The following is a 16,585-nucleotide window of genomic DNA, read 5'->3' on the forward strand; positions in this document are numbered from 1 at the left end:
AGCACTGAAAAGTAAAATTGTACTCCGAAAAACTGAATAGTCTAATTATTTAATTATTTACTCTTTGAATTCAAATAAAATCGCCGTAGTCATACTCAATTGGAATGGAAAAGAGCTGTTAGCGCAGTTTTTACCAAAAGTATTGGCATTTTCAAAAGAAGCTACGGTTTATGTGGCAGATAACGCTTCCGCGGATGACTCCATAGACTATATCAAAAAGAATTTTCCCGAAGTACAACTCATTCAAAATGCTGAAAATGGCGGTTATGCAAAAGGTTATAATGATGCATTACCAGGAGTTTCAGAAGAAATTTTCTGTTTGTTGAATTCAGATATTGAAGTGACTGAAAATTGGCTTGCTCCTATCCTAGCGGAATTTGAATCAAATACTGAAACCGCGATTATTCAGCCTAAAATTTTAGATTTTAAACAACAAACACATTTTGAATATGCTGGCGCAGCTGGTGGATTTATTGACAAATACGGTTATCCTTTTTGTCGCGGACGCATTTTTCACACTTTAGAGGAAGACAAAAATCAATACAATGATTCTAAAGAAATATTTTGGGCGTCTGGTGCTTGTTTATTTATAAGAAAAAGTGTTTTTCATGAATTGAATGGTTTTGATGAAGATTTTTTTGCGCATCAAGAAGAAATCGATTTGTGCTGGCGTGCGTTTAACAAAGGATATAAAGCAACATACATTGCGGAAAGTGTTGTGTATCATGTTGGTGGTGCAACTTTAGATAGTGCAAACCCTAAGAAGACTTATTTGAATTTTAGAAATTCACTGTGCATGCTTGCCAAAAATCTTCCGAAAGGGAAATTAGTTCCAATCATTTTTTTACGCTTGGTTTTAGATGGAATTGCTGGTGTACAGTTTCTCACAAAACTTCAGTTTAAGCATGCTTTTGCTATTTTAAAAGCGCATTTTCACTTTTATGCACGTTTGCCAAAAATGGTTAAAAAACGTGGAGAAAAGCAACAGAAACAGTATTTTGGTCACAAATCCATTGTCTATTCCTATTTTATAAAAGGGAAAAAACAATATTCTGATTTATCATAAATGCATTTGTTTAAGAAAACAATTTTTATCTTATTACTATTTCTAAATTCGCTTTTAACTGCGCAAGATGATTCTGAAAAAATTCTAGCTCAATATAATGAGCTTGCTAATTATATTCCTAAAAGTCTTGAAAAGGATACTGTTTACAATCCAGAAATTCGTATTTCAAAATTTCCTTTTAATTCCATTGCCAATATAAAAGTTCATCATACTATAAGGCATTTTACAACTTTAACTCCAAAAGAAATTGCTTGGCTGGAAGAGAAAATTTCAACATTAGCAATTGCGCTACATGCGGAAGGAAAATATTTTTTGGTTGGTCAAATTGGTGGCTCAAGTGGTTGTCATGCAAAAGATTTAATAGATACACTTTACCTAAACACCATAAAATTTACTCGTTTAAACTTCTGTCACGGCTGTACTGACGGTTATATTGATGAAGAGTTTATTGAAATCTTTAATGCAAAAATGTATCAATTATTACAAATTAGGCAATCTGATTTGAAAACACATCTTTTTTACGGAACGTACATAGGAAAAGGTGAAAAGCGTTCTAAAATTGAATTGACACTTACTAGCGAAAGAACATTTACACTTCAGATCAATAAAAAAGATGCCGTTGAATTTTCTGAAGGTTTATGGGAAAATGACAACGATACACTAATCTTAACATCTAAAAAAATGAATCAATCCAATATCAATACGTTTGAATTGAAAGCTGTAGAGTTTCGGTTAAAGAATCCTTATAGAAGGAGTAAATTGATTAGACTTTCACCTGAAAGATGGAAACTTAAAAAAGTATTGTAATACTAAAAAACTGTCTAAAAGTTGTGTCAAATGTTCGTGAAACTATTGTATCTCACTCTTAGACAGCTTCTTAAATTCTTATTCAGGCACTGTTGGACAAGCAGCAGCACATCTCATAAATACACTTGTAGCACCGCATAATAATGGTCCTTGAGATACAACACAATCACAAATTGTAACCCAAGTTCCACCTTTAATTGCATTGTCTTGTAATGTTGAAATAGATTTTTTGTTAAGATCTAATGTTTTCAGATTTCTTTTTTTCATAAGGTTTAAAATTAATTAGTTAGATCATCAATTTAGTTGGATTTTATCAATAAAAACAGAGCTCGCAACTCAAATTCTTAAATTTGAGTAATCAGTATTTACTAAAAATGCTACTATAAAAGCACATTCAATGCAATATTATCAATAAAAAGGAGTTCTTTTTGAGATGTTAAAAAAACGAAGATTGATATCTTTAAAAGTTTGTTAATCCTTGTAAAAACCATATCATTTTTAATACTTTTGGTTAAAATTTTGAAAAAACCGTTTTAATTATATAAAATACAGATTTATGAAGAAGATTCTTTTATTGGCAGCTACGGCTTCTATTGTATTATCCTCTTGTGTTTCCAAAAAAGATTTTGCTGATTTGGAAGCAAAACATCAGGAGACAAAAGATTTATTAAATTCTGCTACTGTCAAGTTAAACGCTTGTTTGGAAGAGAAAGCCTCTGCTACGGCTAAAGCGGATGCATTAGAAGATCGTGTAGCAGATTTGAAGAAGACAAACAATGATTTGATTGAAAACACCAAAGAAATGACTGTTTTAACAGCAAAAGGTGCTGACAATCTAGAAAAGTCTTTGGAGAGTATGAAAGAGAAAGATTTGAAGATTACACGTTTACAAGATGCTATCAATAAAAAAGATAGTGTAACGTTAGCCATTGTTTCTAGCTTGAAGAAAGCCGTTGGTATCGATGATCCAGATATTGAAGTAAATGTTGAAAAGGGAGTTGTATTTATCTCTATTGCTGATAAATTATTATTTAAAAGCGGAAGCTATAATGTAACTTCTAAAGCGAAAGAAGTTTTAGGAAAAGTAGCGAAAGTAGTTAACAGCAAGCCAGATTTTGAGTGCATGGTAGAAGGTCATACTGATAATGTTCCTTATAATAAAGGTGTGTTGATTGATAACTGGGATTTAAGTGTAAAACGTTCTACATCTATTATTAGAGTATTGCAAGAATTAGGCGTAAATCCAGGACAGTTAATTGCAGCTGGAAGAAGTCATTATGTGCCATTGGTGGAAAATGATACTGCTGAAAATAGAGGAATTAACAGACGAACACGTATTGTAGTCTTGCCAAAGATTGATCAATTCTACGAGATGATTGAAAATGAAATGAAAAACCTATCTACGGAAGGAAAATAATATAGTTTTAGGCAACTAAATGAAAAAGCGTTCAATAGTGCATTGAACGCTTTTTTTGTTTAAGAATTATTACTTTCTCTATATTTTTCAGCATCAAGTTTACTGTTTTCAAACAATTCTATAAAATAAGACGATTCAAAATTCATCTCTTCTACAGCAATTAAGTTTGTACGACTTTCAGCTATATACGCTAAGAATTCGATCGCAGTTAAAAATTAAATATAACTATGAAGTTATAGCTAACTCACGTTATTTAAAAATTTTAACATGCAGTTACACCAACCATACACATCGAATGATGCACTGAAACACAAGCTACACAGGTTTGCTCATTAGTATTGCAATTTACTTGTGTTGGATTTGTATTATCGCTTGGGTCTAATCCAGAATCACTAGTTGTCTCTGTTTTTCCTATACCACCAGTTAAGTTAAATTGGTTTAACTTTGAGATTTGTTCTTTCTTAAATAAAAGTTTCTTTTTCATAATAATACAGTTTTTAAAATTCTAATAGATTCTTCAGCAATAGTTAAAATCAGACTATTCACTATTGCCTCAAATATAAAAGAATACAAAAATACTTTATGAAACACATTGCGTCAATTTATAAATAAGCCCCAACTAATTGCCTTGACTATCTATTTTATTTAAGTTTTTAATAAAAGTTGAAGGATATATATTCGTAACTTTCTTAAATGCTCTTGAAAAAGGTTTTGCATTTTTAAAACCACATTCTTTAGCAATAAATTCAATTGTGTACGCTCTAAAACGGGTGTCTTCTTTAAGTCGTTTTACCGAGTACTGGATACGCAATTTATTTATATAGGTTGTATAGGATTGATTTTTATATACATTTATTATATTAGAAAGATAAGCTGTATTTGTGTTAAGTTCTTTTGCCAAGAAAGATAATGTACAATTTTGTTCTATATATAAATGATCTCTTTCAAATTTTTCTAGAGCATCCAGAATTTGCTGAGTTTGTTCTTCAGGAATTGCTTTTTTTACGGGATTAGAATTATTTTCTTTTGTTTCATTAAGAAGCTTTTGAAAGGAAGCATTATTCTTTTGTTCTCGTCTTCTAAAAAATAAATATCCCAAAATAAGTGATACAATTAGTACTAAAGAAAAAATATACCAAGCCGTTTTCTTCTTGGAGGTATTTTCTAAAGTCTTTTCTAATTTCTGGATCCTTTTTTCAAGTTTGGGTAGCGTATACTTCTGATCTATGGATCCTTTGATTTTTTCATTACCTGAATAGAGTTGCTCAGTATATACAACTGCTAACTTTGCATATTTTACAGCATTTATTAAATCTCCTTTTTGTTCATAGCACTCTGACAAAAGTGAATACGTAGAAGGTTGGTTTAACTTTTTTGAAGAATCCTTAAAAAATGGTTCGCTTTTTTTGATATAATAGATGGCGCTATCAGCTTGTTTTAATCTTAAAAATACTTTTCCCTTGTAAAAATAATTACCTTGAAATATTTTTTTAACATTTATTACTTCATTAGCTTTTAACGAATTATTAAAATGAGTCAGCGCTGTTGCATAATTTTCTTTTATAAAAGAAGAAATCCCTAATGACTGTTCAAGATATGCAATTGTGTTTTGATCCTTTTCTTGAATTGCCAGTTGAAGTCCTTTTTGCCTGAAAAAATAAGAAGAATCTAGCAATGCTTTTTGTTCTTTATAAAACGAATGTTTACGTAAATATGCATTTCCCAAACTTTTTAAAATCCCAATTCTTAAATTATAAGAAACAGCCGCTACTTCAATCTTTTTATACAATAAATTAAATGTTTTTAAAGCTTTATCTAGCTCTCCCAACGTATAATACAGTGCTGCAATTTTATGTTCAATTTTTATAATTAAAATTTTATCTTGTTTATCTTCTGCAATTGATAAAGCTTTCAAATAATAAGATAAGGCTTTGTCAAAATCTCTTTTAATATAATAATAATAATATCCTTTTTTCTCATAAACGTATGCTAGCTCAATACTTTCTTCATTCTTTACCATATCGTAAACTGACTCTATATATGAAAATGCTTTTTCTTCAGTTCCGTATAAAATTTCATGATGACACATTTTTAGATAAACAGTAATTTTCTCTTTTCTATTGTTCGCTTTTGAGTATAGCTTATCCAGATATATTTTAGCAATCGTAGAGTTTGTATTTCGAATAGACTCGTATTTATTGGCTAACTGTTTAAATGAATACTTTGCCAGACTATCAGATTCAATTTGTGTCGTTGTTTGACTATAACAAAACAATGGAATTAAAATGTATATGAACAATAAAAAAACAGCATTTTTCATTTGAGAAGAAAATTTAGAAATAAGTATAAACTATGAACGTATTTCATAAAAATAAGTACATTTTTAAACATATTTTATTTTGAAACATTTTTTGTGATTTAAAAATAATTTAAATCAATTTCTTACATAAATGAATACAGAAGGAATCATACTTAGTAAAGAAGATAAATTTGAAACTTTATACTACCCTTCTTTTAATGTGCCTTTTTATAAAAGGGAATAACCTTGTCTTTTGATTCTCATATTTTTAATTTTCATTTGTATGGTAATTAATTTAAAATCATATAATTATGAAAAAAAAGAAATTAAATCACCGCGGATTAAGATTAAACAAAAACACGGTATCTAGTCTTGAATCAGAAAATGTAAAAGGAGGAACTGTTGCTAGTCTTTTTAGGGATAGAGCTGGAAATTGTTATGCAAGTGTAACTACTTGTCCACATGAAACTCAACCAGAAACTGCATGTCAATGTCCGCCACCGCCAACAAATTTTTCAGATTGTGGAGGAAATTGTGCCTGTGAAACTAATGGAATGTGGTCTTGCTAAAATATTGAAAAACCATATACACTTTTAGCTTGTGTAAGTTTGAAACTTACACAAGTTTTTAGGTTTTGTATATCATATAAATTCAAACAATAAAATCTTCTACTTCTTACGTCGAATCACATTACACCGAAATACTCTGCGGATGTTGAATGCGATTCTCCGGATCGAGTTGCTTTTTGATTGCTTTCAATTCTGGAAGATACTTCCCGTAATACGCCGTTTCAAAATCTTTAAAATTAATGTCAGGATAATTACGATAATGCGCACGAATTCCATGTTTATAGAAACGGTCTTGCACTACTTTGAATGCTGCTAACCTACTTGCTTCTTGCGATGGTTTATCCCAATATGACTGTAATTCTGATAAATACGGATAACTTCTATGTGGAAACACAGAACGTTTCTCTGCAGCAGTTGAATTGATGTTTCCGCCAAGCGTATTCACTTGATAAATTAATCCTCTAGAAGAAATCACTTTAGAAATTACATCGTCAATACAACCTTCAATTTCAGTGAAATCTTTGTACAATCCTGCGCAAGCATTTTTAAAATACAAAGGATGTTGTACACCATAAAAAGTCTTTAAAGCTTTTGCTAATGGACGTTTGCTTCCTATCGTAGCTTTGTCTGAAATTGCTTTGAGTGCGTTATACATTTCCATTACACCTTTATTATCATTCGAATAATTAGTGATCAGAATTGTCAACGTTTTTCCATTCAACACAAATGCTGCAAAGGCTGTATTTGGTAATTTTTTTGTGTATTGAAACCATGTTTTTAATAATTCTTTCGCTCTATCAGTTGTCAATTTGTACGCTTTGCAACGATACGCTTGGAAAAAACTTGGTGCTTGATAAGTTCTAAATTTCATCTTGGTGACAATACCAAAGTTTCCATTTCCGCCACCTTTACATGCCTTTAATATTGCCGAAGTGCCACTTTCGTGATGAATGTTTCCTTTTCCATCTACCAAAGTAATAGATTGCAAACTATCGCAAGTTAGACCATATTTACGGCTAAAAAAACCGTATCCTCCACCAAGTGTCAAACCTGCAATTCCGACTGTAGCACATGAGCCTGAAGGCAAAATTCGTTGTTTTGGCAACATTTCATTGTACAATTCTTTTAACACACAACCAGTTCCTACTGTCAAACTATGATCTGGCGCCCACTCCATTTTTTTCATGGCAGAAACATCTACGACCAATCCATCGTTGGTACTTGAAAAACCTTCAAAGCTATGTCCGCCACTTTTTACAACTATTTTCAAGTTTTTAAAATTGGCAAATTTCACAGCATCTACCACGCCTTGCGTGTTAAAACATTGTGCAATATACGTTGGCGATTGTTGAAATCTTTTATTAAATCGAATGGCTAAATCTTGGTATTCAGCATCTGCCTTTTGGTAGAGTTTTATATTTTCTGGAAGCAATTCTGGCATAGTCGGAGTTGCTTCTTTTGATGTATCTGTTGTTGTAGATTTGCCTTTTTTTGGTTCATCAGCACATGAAAAAACGGTATAACCAATTCCGCCTAAAACAACCAATTTTGCAAAGTCTCTTCTATTATATTTTGACATTAACGATAGATTTTACGTTCGTTTAAGGCTTTGTGATATTTACGTGCATTGGCTTCGTGTTGACGATTCGTTTTTGCAAAGTTTGAATAGCCTGAAAAGTCTTCCTTCGCACAGAAAAAGATATAATCGTGCTTTTCATAATTCAGCACTGCATCAATATATTGTACCGATGGAATGTAAATTGGTCCAGGTGGCAAACCTCTGTTTTTATAGGTATTATAAGGTGAATCGAGCTCTTTGTCTTTGTTTAAAATTCTTTTGATTTCAAAATCACCTAAAACCCATTTTAATGTTGGGTCTGCATCTAGCGGAATTCCACGTCTCAAACGATTTACATATACGCCAGCAATTTTTGGAGCCTCGTCCATTTTAATGGTTTCGCACACTACAATTGAAGCTAATGTAGATACTTCTGTTTGCGACATGTTTAACTTTTTAGCTTTCGCTTTGCGTGCTGGTGTCCAAAAACGCTTGTACTCTTTGGCGAGTTTCGCTATTAAATCTTCCGCAGAAATATCCCAATATACATTGTACGTATTCGGAATAAACATCGTATTTATAGTCGTTGGCGTAAAACCGTATTTGCTTGTAAATTTTTCGTCCGTAATTAATTTTAGAATATCTTCTGCTGATAATTCAACAGTTAAGGCAATTTTTTCGGCTACTTCTTTCTTCGTACGCGCATTGTTAAACGTAACTTGTGTTTCTTTCTTACCATTTCCTTTGCGTAAATCTTCTACTACTTTACTATAGACAACATTTTTAGGAAAAACATATTTTCCAGCTTCTAGCGTTTCTTGTTTTAGATTTCGCAATTCAGCATACTCTTGAAACTTTTCGGTATTTTCTATAATCCCTTTCGTTTTCAAGTCATTTAAAACATCTTCCAACGTTGCTCCAGTAGGCACATAAAACGCAGTTTGTTTATCTATACTTGCAGTTTTCTTTCCATAAAAATACATAGAAGCTGTCGGATAAAAATATATTCCTACTGCAATGGCAGCAACTAAAAGTATAAGTCCAATTATTTTAAATTTCTTCATAAATGTGTAAAATCTATTTTAGAGAATGATATCGATATCTCCTTTTCCTTCACGAATAATTTCGGGTTCGTACCCTGATAAATCTATAATGGTAGATGCAACATTGTCTCCATAACCGCCATCAATTACGGCATCAACTAAGTTATCCCACTTTTCCAAAATCAACTCTGGATCAGTTGTATATTCAATAATATCATCTTCATCATAAATTGACGTGGTTACAATAGGGTTTCCCAATTCTTGTACCAAAGTTCGTATGATGTTATTATCAGGCACACGAATTCCAACTGTTTTTTTCTTTTTAAATACTTTTGGCAGATTGTTATTTCCGGGTAAAATAAACGTATACGGACCTGGCAATGCTTTTTTCAAGATTTTGTAGGTTCGTGTATCAATTTGACGAATATAATCGCTAATATGGCTTAAATCGTTACAGATAAAGGAAAAATTTGCCTTTTCAAGCTTTACTCCTTTTATTCTGGCAATACGTTCCAATGCTTTCGTATTGGTAATATCGCAACCCAAACCATATACAGTATCCGTAGGATAAATCACTAAGCCGCCATTTCGTAAAATGTCCACAACTTTTTTGATCTCTCTAGGATTCGGGTTTTCGTTATATAATTTGATAAATTCTGCCATCTATATGTATATCGGGTTTCACAAAAGTAATTGATTTTTAGTAATTATACGCATTCCTTTTTGAATCTGTTTTATGATATTATAAAGTATTGTCTGTTTGTTAATTAAGGGATTACCGTAAACGTTTGCTATTTTATTTTTATAACTTTTTAACTAACCAAAACTTTATATCATGTTAAAATCAATTTTAAATCTAAAAGGTGCTTCTGTAATCAAAAAAGAACAGCAAAAAAGTACGCTAGGCGGCAGACTTCTAATTTCTAATGTTTGTACTGCAAGTACGCAAGGACAGCCATGTGGACCGCCACATTGTCCTGGGTTGTGTGGTCGTCTTAATGGAGACCCATATTGCTGGCCATATTAAAATTTTGAACTGCTGGTGGTAAATTTTATAAAACTCCAGCAGTTTTTCTTTTCATCATTTTAATGTATTTTAAATCACTGATTATAAGCCATTCAACAAATACAAACTTTAAGTCAAAATTAAGATTTGCGCATACTTTTTTTTAGGATATTGCGTTATTAAATTACATTAAAACTTCGTTCATGAAAAAATCATTCTACATTGGTATTTTAAGTTTGTTTATTCTGTTGAATTATTCTTGTAGTTCAGATTCAGACATAGATATTACACCATCACCTACAAGTCCTGAAACAGTTGGAGCTGGAATATTACTTGATGTTTCGTATGGAACAGACACCGATCAAACATATGATTTGTATTTACCACAAAATAGAACGCTTGGAACTAAAGTGATTATTTTAGTACATGGCGGCGGTTGGACAAGTGGCGATAAAGCAGATATGAATAGTTTTGTAGAATTGATTCAAGCTGATTTGCCCCAATATGCCATTGTGAATATGAATTACCGCTTGGCTAATGATACCACTTCTCCATTTCCAATGCAGTTAGACGATATTACTACACTGATCAATCAGTTAAAAACGCGCAACGAAGAATATATTATTTCCGAAGATTATGCTTTTTTAGGAACGAGTGCTGGCGGACATTTATCACTTTTATGGAGTTATGCGTATGATACACAAGCCGATGTAAATATGGTTGCTAGCATTGTAGGGCCAACGAATTTAGCTGATGAAGCTTATTTGAATACTGCCGATCCAACGATACAAGCATATATTGATTTGCTAGGCGCTGAAGTTGTAGTTCCGCTTTTAGAGAGTTTTAGCCCATTTCATACAGTCACAAATTCTGCTCCACCAACAGCATTGTTTTATGGTGGACAAGATCCGTTGATTCCAAACTCACAAGGAATGGATTTAAGCGATCGTTTAACAGAATTAGGCGTAACACATGAGTTTACATTTTATCCAGAAGAAGGACACGGCTGGAACGGACAAAATGGTATTGATACTTGGAATAAGCTGAAAGCTTTTGTGAATGAATATCATTAGGTATTAAAGACGCTTTGCTTTTGGTATTTGGTATTGGGTATTGGGTATTGGGTATTGGGTATTGGGTATTGGAAAATACTTTTTCATTTAAAATTTAGCATTCAACATTTATAATTTAATTGTTTGTTGTTTGAAACAATCAAAATTAGCAATCATTTATTCATAATCTGAAATCAACAATTCTTAAAGTTTTCTTAAAATGGTATGAAAGTTGATTGATTAGTCTCCAAACTTTAGTCTCAAAACCGATTTTTATGAAAACACTCGTCTCATTTGTGTTCGTACTGTTATTTACCGCAAGCAGTTTGGCACAAGAATCACCCATTTTAAAAGTAGGCAACACACAAGTTGGTCTTAGTTCCTTAGATATTTCTGTGGAGATTGTGGGCAATAGAGCCACCACAACGTTTGATATGTTGTATTACAATCCGACCAATCAAATACTCGAAGGAGAATTGTCTTTTCCGCTAGGAGAAAATTTTAATGTATCTCGCTTTGCGCTAGATGTAAACGGAAAACTTCGAGAAGCTGTCGTGGTTGATAAAGAACTTGGAAGAATTGCTTTTGAAGATGTTGTACGCCGAAGAGTAGATCCTGCGTTGCTTGAAAAAGGCACAGGAAACAATTATAAAGCACGCATCTACCCTATTCCTGCCAATGGTTACAAACGTGTAGTCTTGGCGTATGAACAAGAGTTATTGTTTAAAGATGATGGTTATTATTTTGATTTGCCGTTAAATTTTAAAAATCAACTGGAAAAGTTTAAGATCGATATTACTGTTTTTGAACAGGAAGATGCGCCTGTGATTGAAAAAGGGCAAGTTTCTGGATTGAATTTTACGAATTGGCAGCGTAACTACCGAACACAGTTAGAAAAGAATAATTACACACCAAATAAGAGTCTGCTGATTAAAATCCCAACGAAAGTGAACACGAAAAAAATATTGGTTTCAGACGATTATTTTTATTCACATTTGATATTAAACCCACAAAAGAAACTTCGTGAAAAAGCTACTAAAATTACACTCCTTTGGGATACTTCACTTTCCATGAAAGATCGTGATATTGAAAAGGAAATTAAGCTTTTAGATACCTATTTTTCTTATTTAAAAAATGTCAAAGTTCATTTTAAATCCTTTAGTAATGAATTGATTACAGAGAAAAAATTCACTATTAAGAATGGAAATTGGAATGTTTTAAAAGACGAACTTAAAAATACCGTATACGATGGCGGAACAAACTATAACTTCTTACATAAAAAAGTTAAAAAGTCAGATTTGATTTTGTTGTTTTCTGATGGAATTCAATCGTTGAGCGATGCAAAATATTATGCAGAATCTCCACTGATTGTTGCCAATAGTGTGAAAAAATCAAATCATGCAGCGTTGAAAGCTATGGCAGAATCGTCTAATGGTGTGTATATTAATTTGACTGTAAAGTCTGCACTAGAAGCATTTTCTGATTTGAAGCATCAACAGTATCAATTTTTAGGCTATAAATCGTATGTGAAGAATATTGACATTTATCCAAAAGGATCTGTGAATGTGGACAATACTTTTTCTGTTTCTGGGAAAAATCAAAACAATAATGAAGAAGTGATTTTGTATTTTGGATATGATTCAAAAATTACTGAAAGTGTCACATTGAATTTTAAAAACGCACAAAAAGATGTTGGAAACGTTCCACGCATGTGGGCACAAAAACGATTGGCATTTCTACAAGAAAATTTTAAAAAGAACAAAAAAGAAATTATTGATTTAGCTGTAAAACATGGTTTAGTTACTGATTACACTTCATTAATCGTTTTAGAAGAAGTGCGCGATTACGTGCGTTATAAAATTGAACCACCAGCAGAATTGTTGGAAGAATACAATACGCTTTTAGCTGAAATTGAACGCAATAAAGACAAAAAACAGCAAATTATTGAAGTTATAGAAGATGAGGTGGAAGTTGAAGAAATGGTCATTTCAAGTGAATTTCGTGAAACTAATGATAGTGACCAACTAGGTAGAAGAATACAGCATAATAATGCCATTAGTCCGCAACAAATCAGAATGACTAATGGTTTTCGTAACGAATCCGAAATAATTGCTGTTGAAGACGTAGAAGTTATTGACGAAACAGAAATCGAAGAAGATATTGAAGAAGTTCCTATTTCAATTATTGAGGACGCACCTATATTTCCAGGTTGTGAAAGTCTTGCAAATAATAGAGAACGTAAACGCTGTTTTTCTGAAAAAGTACAAGAATTAATTTCAGAAAACTTTAATGTAGCTATTGCCAAAGATTTAGGGTTTGTAGGAGTACAACGATCCTATGCAATGTTTACTATTGATAAAAATGGGCTTATAAAAGATGTTAGAGTCAGAGCGCCACATCCACGTATTGAAGCAGAAGTACGACGTGTTATAGGTTTGTTTCCTAATATGATTCCTGGAAAACAACGAGGGAAAAATGTAGATTCTCGCTATACATTGCCAATTATTTTTAGAGTTGATGATAATGGACAAGTGATTCAAAATTCTACGACTCCTGTATCAAATCAGACACAAACAAGAACTTCTACTTCGCAAAATAATAAAGATTTACAAGTAGCAGATTCAACCTTAAAAGCACCATATATTCAGGAACTGCGACAGTTTAAAACTGTTCAGGAAGCATACAGTTTTTACTTGCTTCAACGTGAAAAATATTTGAATGTTCCTGCCTACTATGTAGATGTTTCTACCTTTTTTAGAGGTGAATTTGAAGCTGTAGATACATCGAATCGTATTTTATCAAACATTGCAGAAACTGATTTTGATAATTATGAATTGTTGAAAGTGTATGGCTATCAATTACAAGCAACGAATCAACATAAACTTGCATTGTTCATTTTTAAGCGCATTTTAGAATTGCGTACCGAAGATGTACAATCGTATCGTGATTTGGCATTGGCGCATGAAAATTTAGGCGAATGTCAAGAAGCATTTAATGTATTTGCTAATATTCTTTCTGGGAAAATTTACGAAGGAACACACAGACGTAATTTTAGTAGTTTGAATAGTATTATTACGAATGAAATGAATTATTTGCTTGAAAAATACAAAGGTGATATTGATACAAGCAAAGCAGAAACTCCTACTCTAGCAGCAGAAACTTTTGATGTGCGTATTGTGGTCGATTGGAATCATAACGATACAGATATTGATTTGCATGTAATTGATCCAAATCGTGAAGAATGTTCGTATAAACATACAACTACAAAAATTGGTGGAAGCATTTCTAAAGATATGACACAAGGTTTTGGACCTGAAGAATTTACTTTGAAAAATGCTATTAAAGGTGATTATTTTATAAAGGTGAATTATTATGGAGATCGCTACCAGAAAATAGAAAATCCTACGTTTATGAAAGTCACCATGTATGCGTATTACGGAACGTTACGACAAACCAAAGAAGTTAAAATCATTCGATTGACAAAGTCTAAAGACAAGCAAATTGTAGCTAAGATGACGTTTTAGTTGCTCATCTCGACTCCGCTCGATGTGACAGGTTTCTGGTATTGGGTATTGGGTATTGGGTATTGGGTATTGGGTATTGGGTATTGGGTATTGGGTAAGTTGTTTTTTCTACTTTTAGTTTCAAAATATAAACTTATAAACCTTTAAAATTCGTTGATTTTAGTATACTAGAGTTAATGTAACATTAGCATATAATCAAATCATTCAAATTATCATGTGAAACGCACTAACACCAAATACCCAACACCAAAAACCTAACTAAAGATCAGCAGGTTTCGCTCGACTAATTTGAAACGGTTGAAACCAATCCCAACTGACTCCAAATCCGATTTGATTGCCCGAATCGACAAAACGATAGTTATAATTGTCATGTCCGTACACATAGGTTACAAAGAGTCCAATATCACGATTAAAAGGATACAATGTAAAAGTAGTTTCGCTTCGTAGCGCTTCTACAGAAGGATGTGCACCTTGAATGATTTCAAACTTTTGCTCAATAGCGTATCGTAACTTTGGTTTCCATTGGTGTTCATATTCATACTCAAGACCAAAACGGTTTCGACCATAAATATTAATATCAAATTCAGAATAACCACCAAAATCAAACAATCCCAAAAAACGATTGTGATACAATTCCCAAGAAGCTGTAAACGAATGTATTTTGTATGGTTCGTCACGTTTATTCAATTCATTGAATCGGAAGTTTACAGAAAGTTTGGTTGTATTGGTTGAAAAGTTTCCGTTCTTTCTATTGAGTAAATCCGATAAATTTGTATCATCAGTAATTGTAGCATGAAAATCCGAACACGTCATTGTTTCATCGTCTTCACCATGTAAAAAAGTACAGCCCGATTGTCCGTTAGAATAGTGTCCGCTTTCAATTGCCCAAGTAAAAAAGTTATTGCTACTTGTTTTTATCATCTGCTGCCAACCAAATAAAAAACGGTACGAAGGTGTTTTTACTGGTTTTGAGTTTTCTGCATACATACGAATATGCGGTTGAAATGTTACATAAAAAGCATTTCCTGGCTTATCTTCATACTCATACATATTTTTACGAATCGTATTCCAAATACTATAATAAACTACTGGTTTTGCGTCAAACAGAATCGTTTCTTGCGAATTCATGTTTGATAAATATCCCAAAAATGGCTTTACAGCAATTGGATAGTAATCATTAAATACATTTGTATCTTTTGCTTCATCTTTATTTTGATTGTTTGCAGTGTCTGCGTCTTGTCCAAAACTCGCATAAAATATGAGTAGAAATAATGGTAGTATTGCTTTTTTCATGGTTTAAAATTTAATTCGCTACTCTAAATGTAGGAAAAAAGTAATCAGATTATCAAGCATCAATCTATGAATTGTTGTTTTGACTTTATCAAAGTTAATGCCTGTTTAATAATTCGCAAATTTCAGTATAAATATACTACAACAGATATTAAAAATTCATATTAATCAACAGGATTAATAACTATATTTGATAAGTGAAAAAAGACAATGACTCTTAATAAAATAACAGACAAACAAAAAACAAGTTATTTATACATAACTAAATCCGAAATTCTCACAATTGATTGGACAGATGGAAAGAATCTAGTGTATTATGCATTTGATAAAAGCAAGCATCTACGCGTAGTTGATAAAGAATATTTTGGACGTACGACCGTTGGAAACAATTATAAAAAAATTGAAGAACAACTAGTTGGTTCACTTGAAAATTATTGTTCAACAAAAGGAGATCATGGAGACATCTATTTTTGTACACATCAAGAAGGCAAACTATATCGATTTGATAAAGACGGAAACAAAACACTTGCATGGAACATAGAAATTGGAGAAGGTCATGCAATTTATGATCTAAAATTTGAATCGCCAGATTATATGTGGTTTGCATTTCCAACCGGACAAACGGTTTCTAAAGTATCCATTTCTGAAAAAAAAGAAGTTTTTAAAATTGGAGAATATTCTTGGGAAGACGATTTCGATGTTTTGAATTATCCAGAAAGTATTTTTATCAATGAAAGCCATTTGTTTATTCCGAATATGGGAAATAACAGGTTATATAAAATAGATTTAAAAACAAAGGAATTAACCTTAGTCAAAACCTTTGAAGAAAAAATATGGCAATATGCTCAAACTGAATTTGGAACTTTTATCGTGACTGATTCTGGAATTTATGAACTGAAATAATACTAGAGAAAAGTTCATTTTCTTTTTGCTAACTTAGTTCATAACCAACAA

At 32.1% G+C, this 16,585-nt stretch carries 15 protein-coding genes; 8 read left to right on the plus strand and 7 right to left on the minus strand.

The window, feature by feature from the left end; genetic code table 11:
* Positions 1–64: 64 nt before the first annotated feature.
* Positions 65–1,066, plus strand: a complete 1,002-nt coding sequence (locus ACRBBL_RS07545; protein ID WP_431368419.1) for a glycosyltransferase family 2 protein — start codon at positions 65–67, stop codon at positions 1,064–1,066.
* On the plus strand, positions 1,067–1,873 hold the full coding sequence (locus ACRBBL_RS07550; protein WP_431368420.1) for a hypothetical protein: 807 nt from the start codon (positions 1,067–1,069) through the stop codon (positions 1,871–1,873).
* Positions 1,874–1,951: 78 nt separating this feature from the next.
* Here the strand turns inward: ACRBBL_RS07550 and ACRBBL_RS07555 are convergent, their stop codons facing one another.
* Positions 1,952–2,140, minus strand: coding sequence for a hypothetical protein (locus ACRBBL_RS07555; protein ID WP_431368421.1), 189 nt, complete (start codon positions 2,138–2,140; stop codon positions 1,952–1,954).
* Between the two features lie 289 nt (positions 2,141–2,429).
* Here ACRBBL_RS07555 and ACRBBL_RS07560 point away from each other — a divergent pair, with 289 nt between their 5' ends.
* A complete protein-coding gene (locus ACRBBL_RS07560; protein WP_431368422.1) occupies positions 2,430–3,290 on the plus strand; it encodes an OmpA family protein in 861 nt (286 codons plus the stop codon).
* A gap of 262 nt (positions 3,291–3,552) precedes the next feature.
* On the opposite strand, the gene ACRBBL_RS07565 is transcribed toward ACRBBL_RS07560, so the two are convergent.
* Together ACRBBL_RS07565 and ACRBBL_RS07570 are read right to left on the minus strand one after the other, a co-directional pair.
* On the minus strand, positions 3,553–3,774 hold the full coding sequence (locus tag ACRBBL_RS07565; RefSeq protein ID WP_431368423.1) for a hypothetical protein: 222 nt from the start codon (positions 3,772–3,774) through the stop codon (positions 3,553–3,555).
* Positions 3,775–3,909: 135 nt separating this feature from the next.
* Positions 3,910–5,610: a helix-turn-helix domain-containing protein gene (locus ACRBBL_RS07570; RefSeq protein WP_431368424.1), complete on the minus strand. Its 1,701-nt coding sequence runs from the start codon at positions 5,608–5,610 to the stop codon at positions 3,910–3,912.
* Between the two features lie 290 nt (positions 5,611–5,900).
* Here ACRBBL_RS07570 and ACRBBL_RS07575 point away from each other — a divergent pair, with 290 nt between their 5' ends.
* Positions 5,901–6,158 carry a hypothetical protein gene (locus ACRBBL_RS07575; RefSeq protein ID WP_431368425.1) on the plus strand — a complete coding sequence of 86 codons (258 nt, stop codon included), beginning with the start codon at positions 5,901–5,903 and terminating at the stop codon, positions 6,156–6,158.
* 121 nt (positions 6,159–6,279) lie between these two features.
* On the opposite strand, the gene ACRBBL_RS07580 is transcribed toward ACRBBL_RS07575, so the two are convergent.
* Genes ACRBBL_RS07580 through ACRBBL_RS07590 form a run of 3 tightly spaced genes read right to left on the minus strand, consistent with a single transcriptional unit; the run spans position 6,280 to position 9,422 of the window.
* Positions 6,280–7,737 carry an FAD-binding protein gene (locus ACRBBL_RS07580; protein ID WP_431368426.1) on the minus strand — a complete coding sequence of 486 codons (1,458 nt, stop codon included), beginning with the start codon at positions 7,735–7,737 and terminating at the stop codon, positions 6,280–6,282.
* Entirely contained in the window at positions 7,737–8,780 is a 1,044-nt protein-coding gene (gene mltG / locus ACRBBL_RS07585) for an endolytic transglycosylase MltG (RefSeq protein WP_431368427.1), read from the minus strand. Before mltG ends, ACRBBL_RS07580 begins: the two co-directional genes overlap by 1 nt.
* Before the next feature lie 18 nt (positions 8,781–8,798).
* Positions 8,799–9,422: an L-threonylcarbamoyladenylate synthase gene (locus ACRBBL_RS07590; protein WP_431368428.1), complete on the minus strand. Its 624-nt coding sequence runs from the start codon at positions 9,420–9,422 to the stop codon at positions 8,799–8,801.
* A 172-nt stretch (positions 9,423–9,594) separates the two neighbouring features.
* Here ACRBBL_RS07590 and ACRBBL_RS07595 point away from each other — a divergent pair, with 172 nt between their 5' ends.
* From ACRBBL_RS07595 to ACRBBL_RS07605, 3 genes are all read left to right on the plus strand, one after another.
* Positions 9,595–9,786 carry a hypothetical protein gene (locus ACRBBL_RS07595; RefSeq protein ID WP_431368429.1) on the plus strand — a complete coding sequence of 64 codons (192 nt, stop codon included), beginning with the start codon at positions 9,595–9,597 and terminating at the stop codon, positions 9,784–9,786.
* A gap of 182 nt (positions 9,787–9,968) precedes the next feature.
* Positions 9,969–10,838 (plus strand): alpha/beta hydrolase fold domain-containing protein, encoded by an 870-nt coding sequence (locus tag ACRBBL_RS07600; RefSeq protein WP_431368430.1) that lies wholly within the window; start codon positions 9,969–9,971, stop codon positions 10,836–10,838.
* 254 nt (positions 10,839–11,092) lie between these two features.
* Positions 11,093–14,341 carry a VIT domain-containing protein gene (locus tag ACRBBL_RS07605; protein WP_431368431.1) on the plus strand — a complete coding sequence of 1,083 codons (3,249 nt, stop codon included), beginning with the start codon at positions 11,093–11,095 and terminating at the stop codon, positions 14,339–14,341.
* A 258-nt stretch (positions 14,342–14,599) separates the two neighbouring features.
* On the opposite strand, the gene ACRBBL_RS07610 is transcribed toward ACRBBL_RS07605, so the two are convergent.
* Positions 14,600–15,634 (minus strand): hypothetical protein, encoded by a 1,035-nt coding sequence (locus ACRBBL_RS07610; protein ID WP_431368432.1) that lies wholly within the window; start codon positions 15,632–15,634, stop codon positions 14,600–14,602.
* 207 nt (positions 15,635–15,841) lie between these two features.
* On the opposite strand from ACRBBL_RS07610, the gene ACRBBL_RS07615 reads away from it, so the two are divergent.
* Complete coding sequence (locus ACRBBL_RS07615; protein ID WP_431368433.1) at positions 15,842–16,534, plus strand: hypothetical protein; 693 nt, start codon at positions 15,842–15,844, stop codon at positions 16,532–16,534.
* Positions 16,535–16,585 lie beyond the last annotated feature (51 nt).

The organism is Kordia sp. (genome assembly GCF_050633145.1).
Classification (GTDB): domain Bacteria; phylum Bacteroidota; class Bacteroidia; order Flavobacteriales; family Flavobacteriaceae; genus Kordia.

Excerpts from the sequence above, each read along its gene's own strand:
- ACRBBL_RS07550 (WP_431368420.1), top strand. The coding sequence starts at position 1,067 with ATGCATTTGTTTAAGAAAACAATTTTTATCTTATTACTATTTCTAAAT.
- ACRBBL_RS07555 (WP_431368421.1), bottom strand. The coding sequence starts at position 2,140 with ATGAAAAAAAGAAATCTGAAAACATTAGATCTTAACAAAAAATCTATT.
- ACRBBL_RS07560 (WP_431368422.1), top strand. The coding sequence starts at position 2,430 with ATGAAGAAGATTCTTTTATTGGCAGCTACGGCTTCTATTGTATTATCC.
- ACRBBL_RS07565 (WP_431368423.1), bottom strand. The coding sequence starts at position 3,774 with ATGAAAAAGAAACTTTTATTTAAGAAAGAACAAATCTCAAAGTTAAAC.
- ACRBBL_RS07570 (WP_431368424.1), bottom strand. The coding sequence starts at position 5,610 with ATGAAAAATGCTGTTTTTTTATTGTTCATATACATTTTAATTCCATTG.
- ACRBBL_RS07575 (WP_431368425.1), top strand. The coding sequence starts at position 5,901 with ATGAAAAAAAAGAAATTAAATCACCGCGGATTAAGATTAAACAAAAAC.
- ACRBBL_RS07580 (WP_431368426.1), bottom strand. The coding sequence starts at position 7,737 with ATGTCAAAATATAATAGAAGAGACTTTGCAAAATTGGTTGTTTTAGGC.
- mltG (WP_431368427.1), bottom strand. The coding sequence starts at position 8,780 with ATGAAGAAATTTAAAATAATTGGACTTATACTTTTAGTTGCTGCCATT.
- ACRBBL_RS07590 (WP_431368428.1), bottom strand. The coding sequence starts at position 9,422 with ATGGCAGAATTTATCAAATTATATAACGAAAACCCGAATCCTAGAGAG.
- ACRBBL_RS07595 (WP_431368429.1), top strand. The coding sequence starts at position 9,595 with ATGTTAAAATCAATTTTAAATCTAAAAGGTGCTTCTGTAATCAAAAAA.
- ACRBBL_RS07600 (WP_431368430.1), top strand. The coding sequence starts at position 9,969 with ATGAAAAAATCATTCTACATTGGTATTTTAAGTTTGTTTATTCTGTTG.
- ACRBBL_RS07605 (WP_431368431.1), top strand. The coding sequence starts at position 11,093 with ATGAAAACACTCGTCTCATTTGTGTTCGTACTGTTATTTACCGCAAGC.
- ACRBBL_RS07610 (WP_431368432.1), bottom strand. The coding sequence starts at position 15,634 with ATGAAAAAAGCAATACTACCATTATTTCTACTCATATTTTATGCGAGT.
- ACRBBL_RS07615 (WP_431368433.1), top strand. The coding sequence starts at position 15,842 with ATGACTCTTAATAAAATAACAGACAAACAAAAAACAAGTTATTTATAC.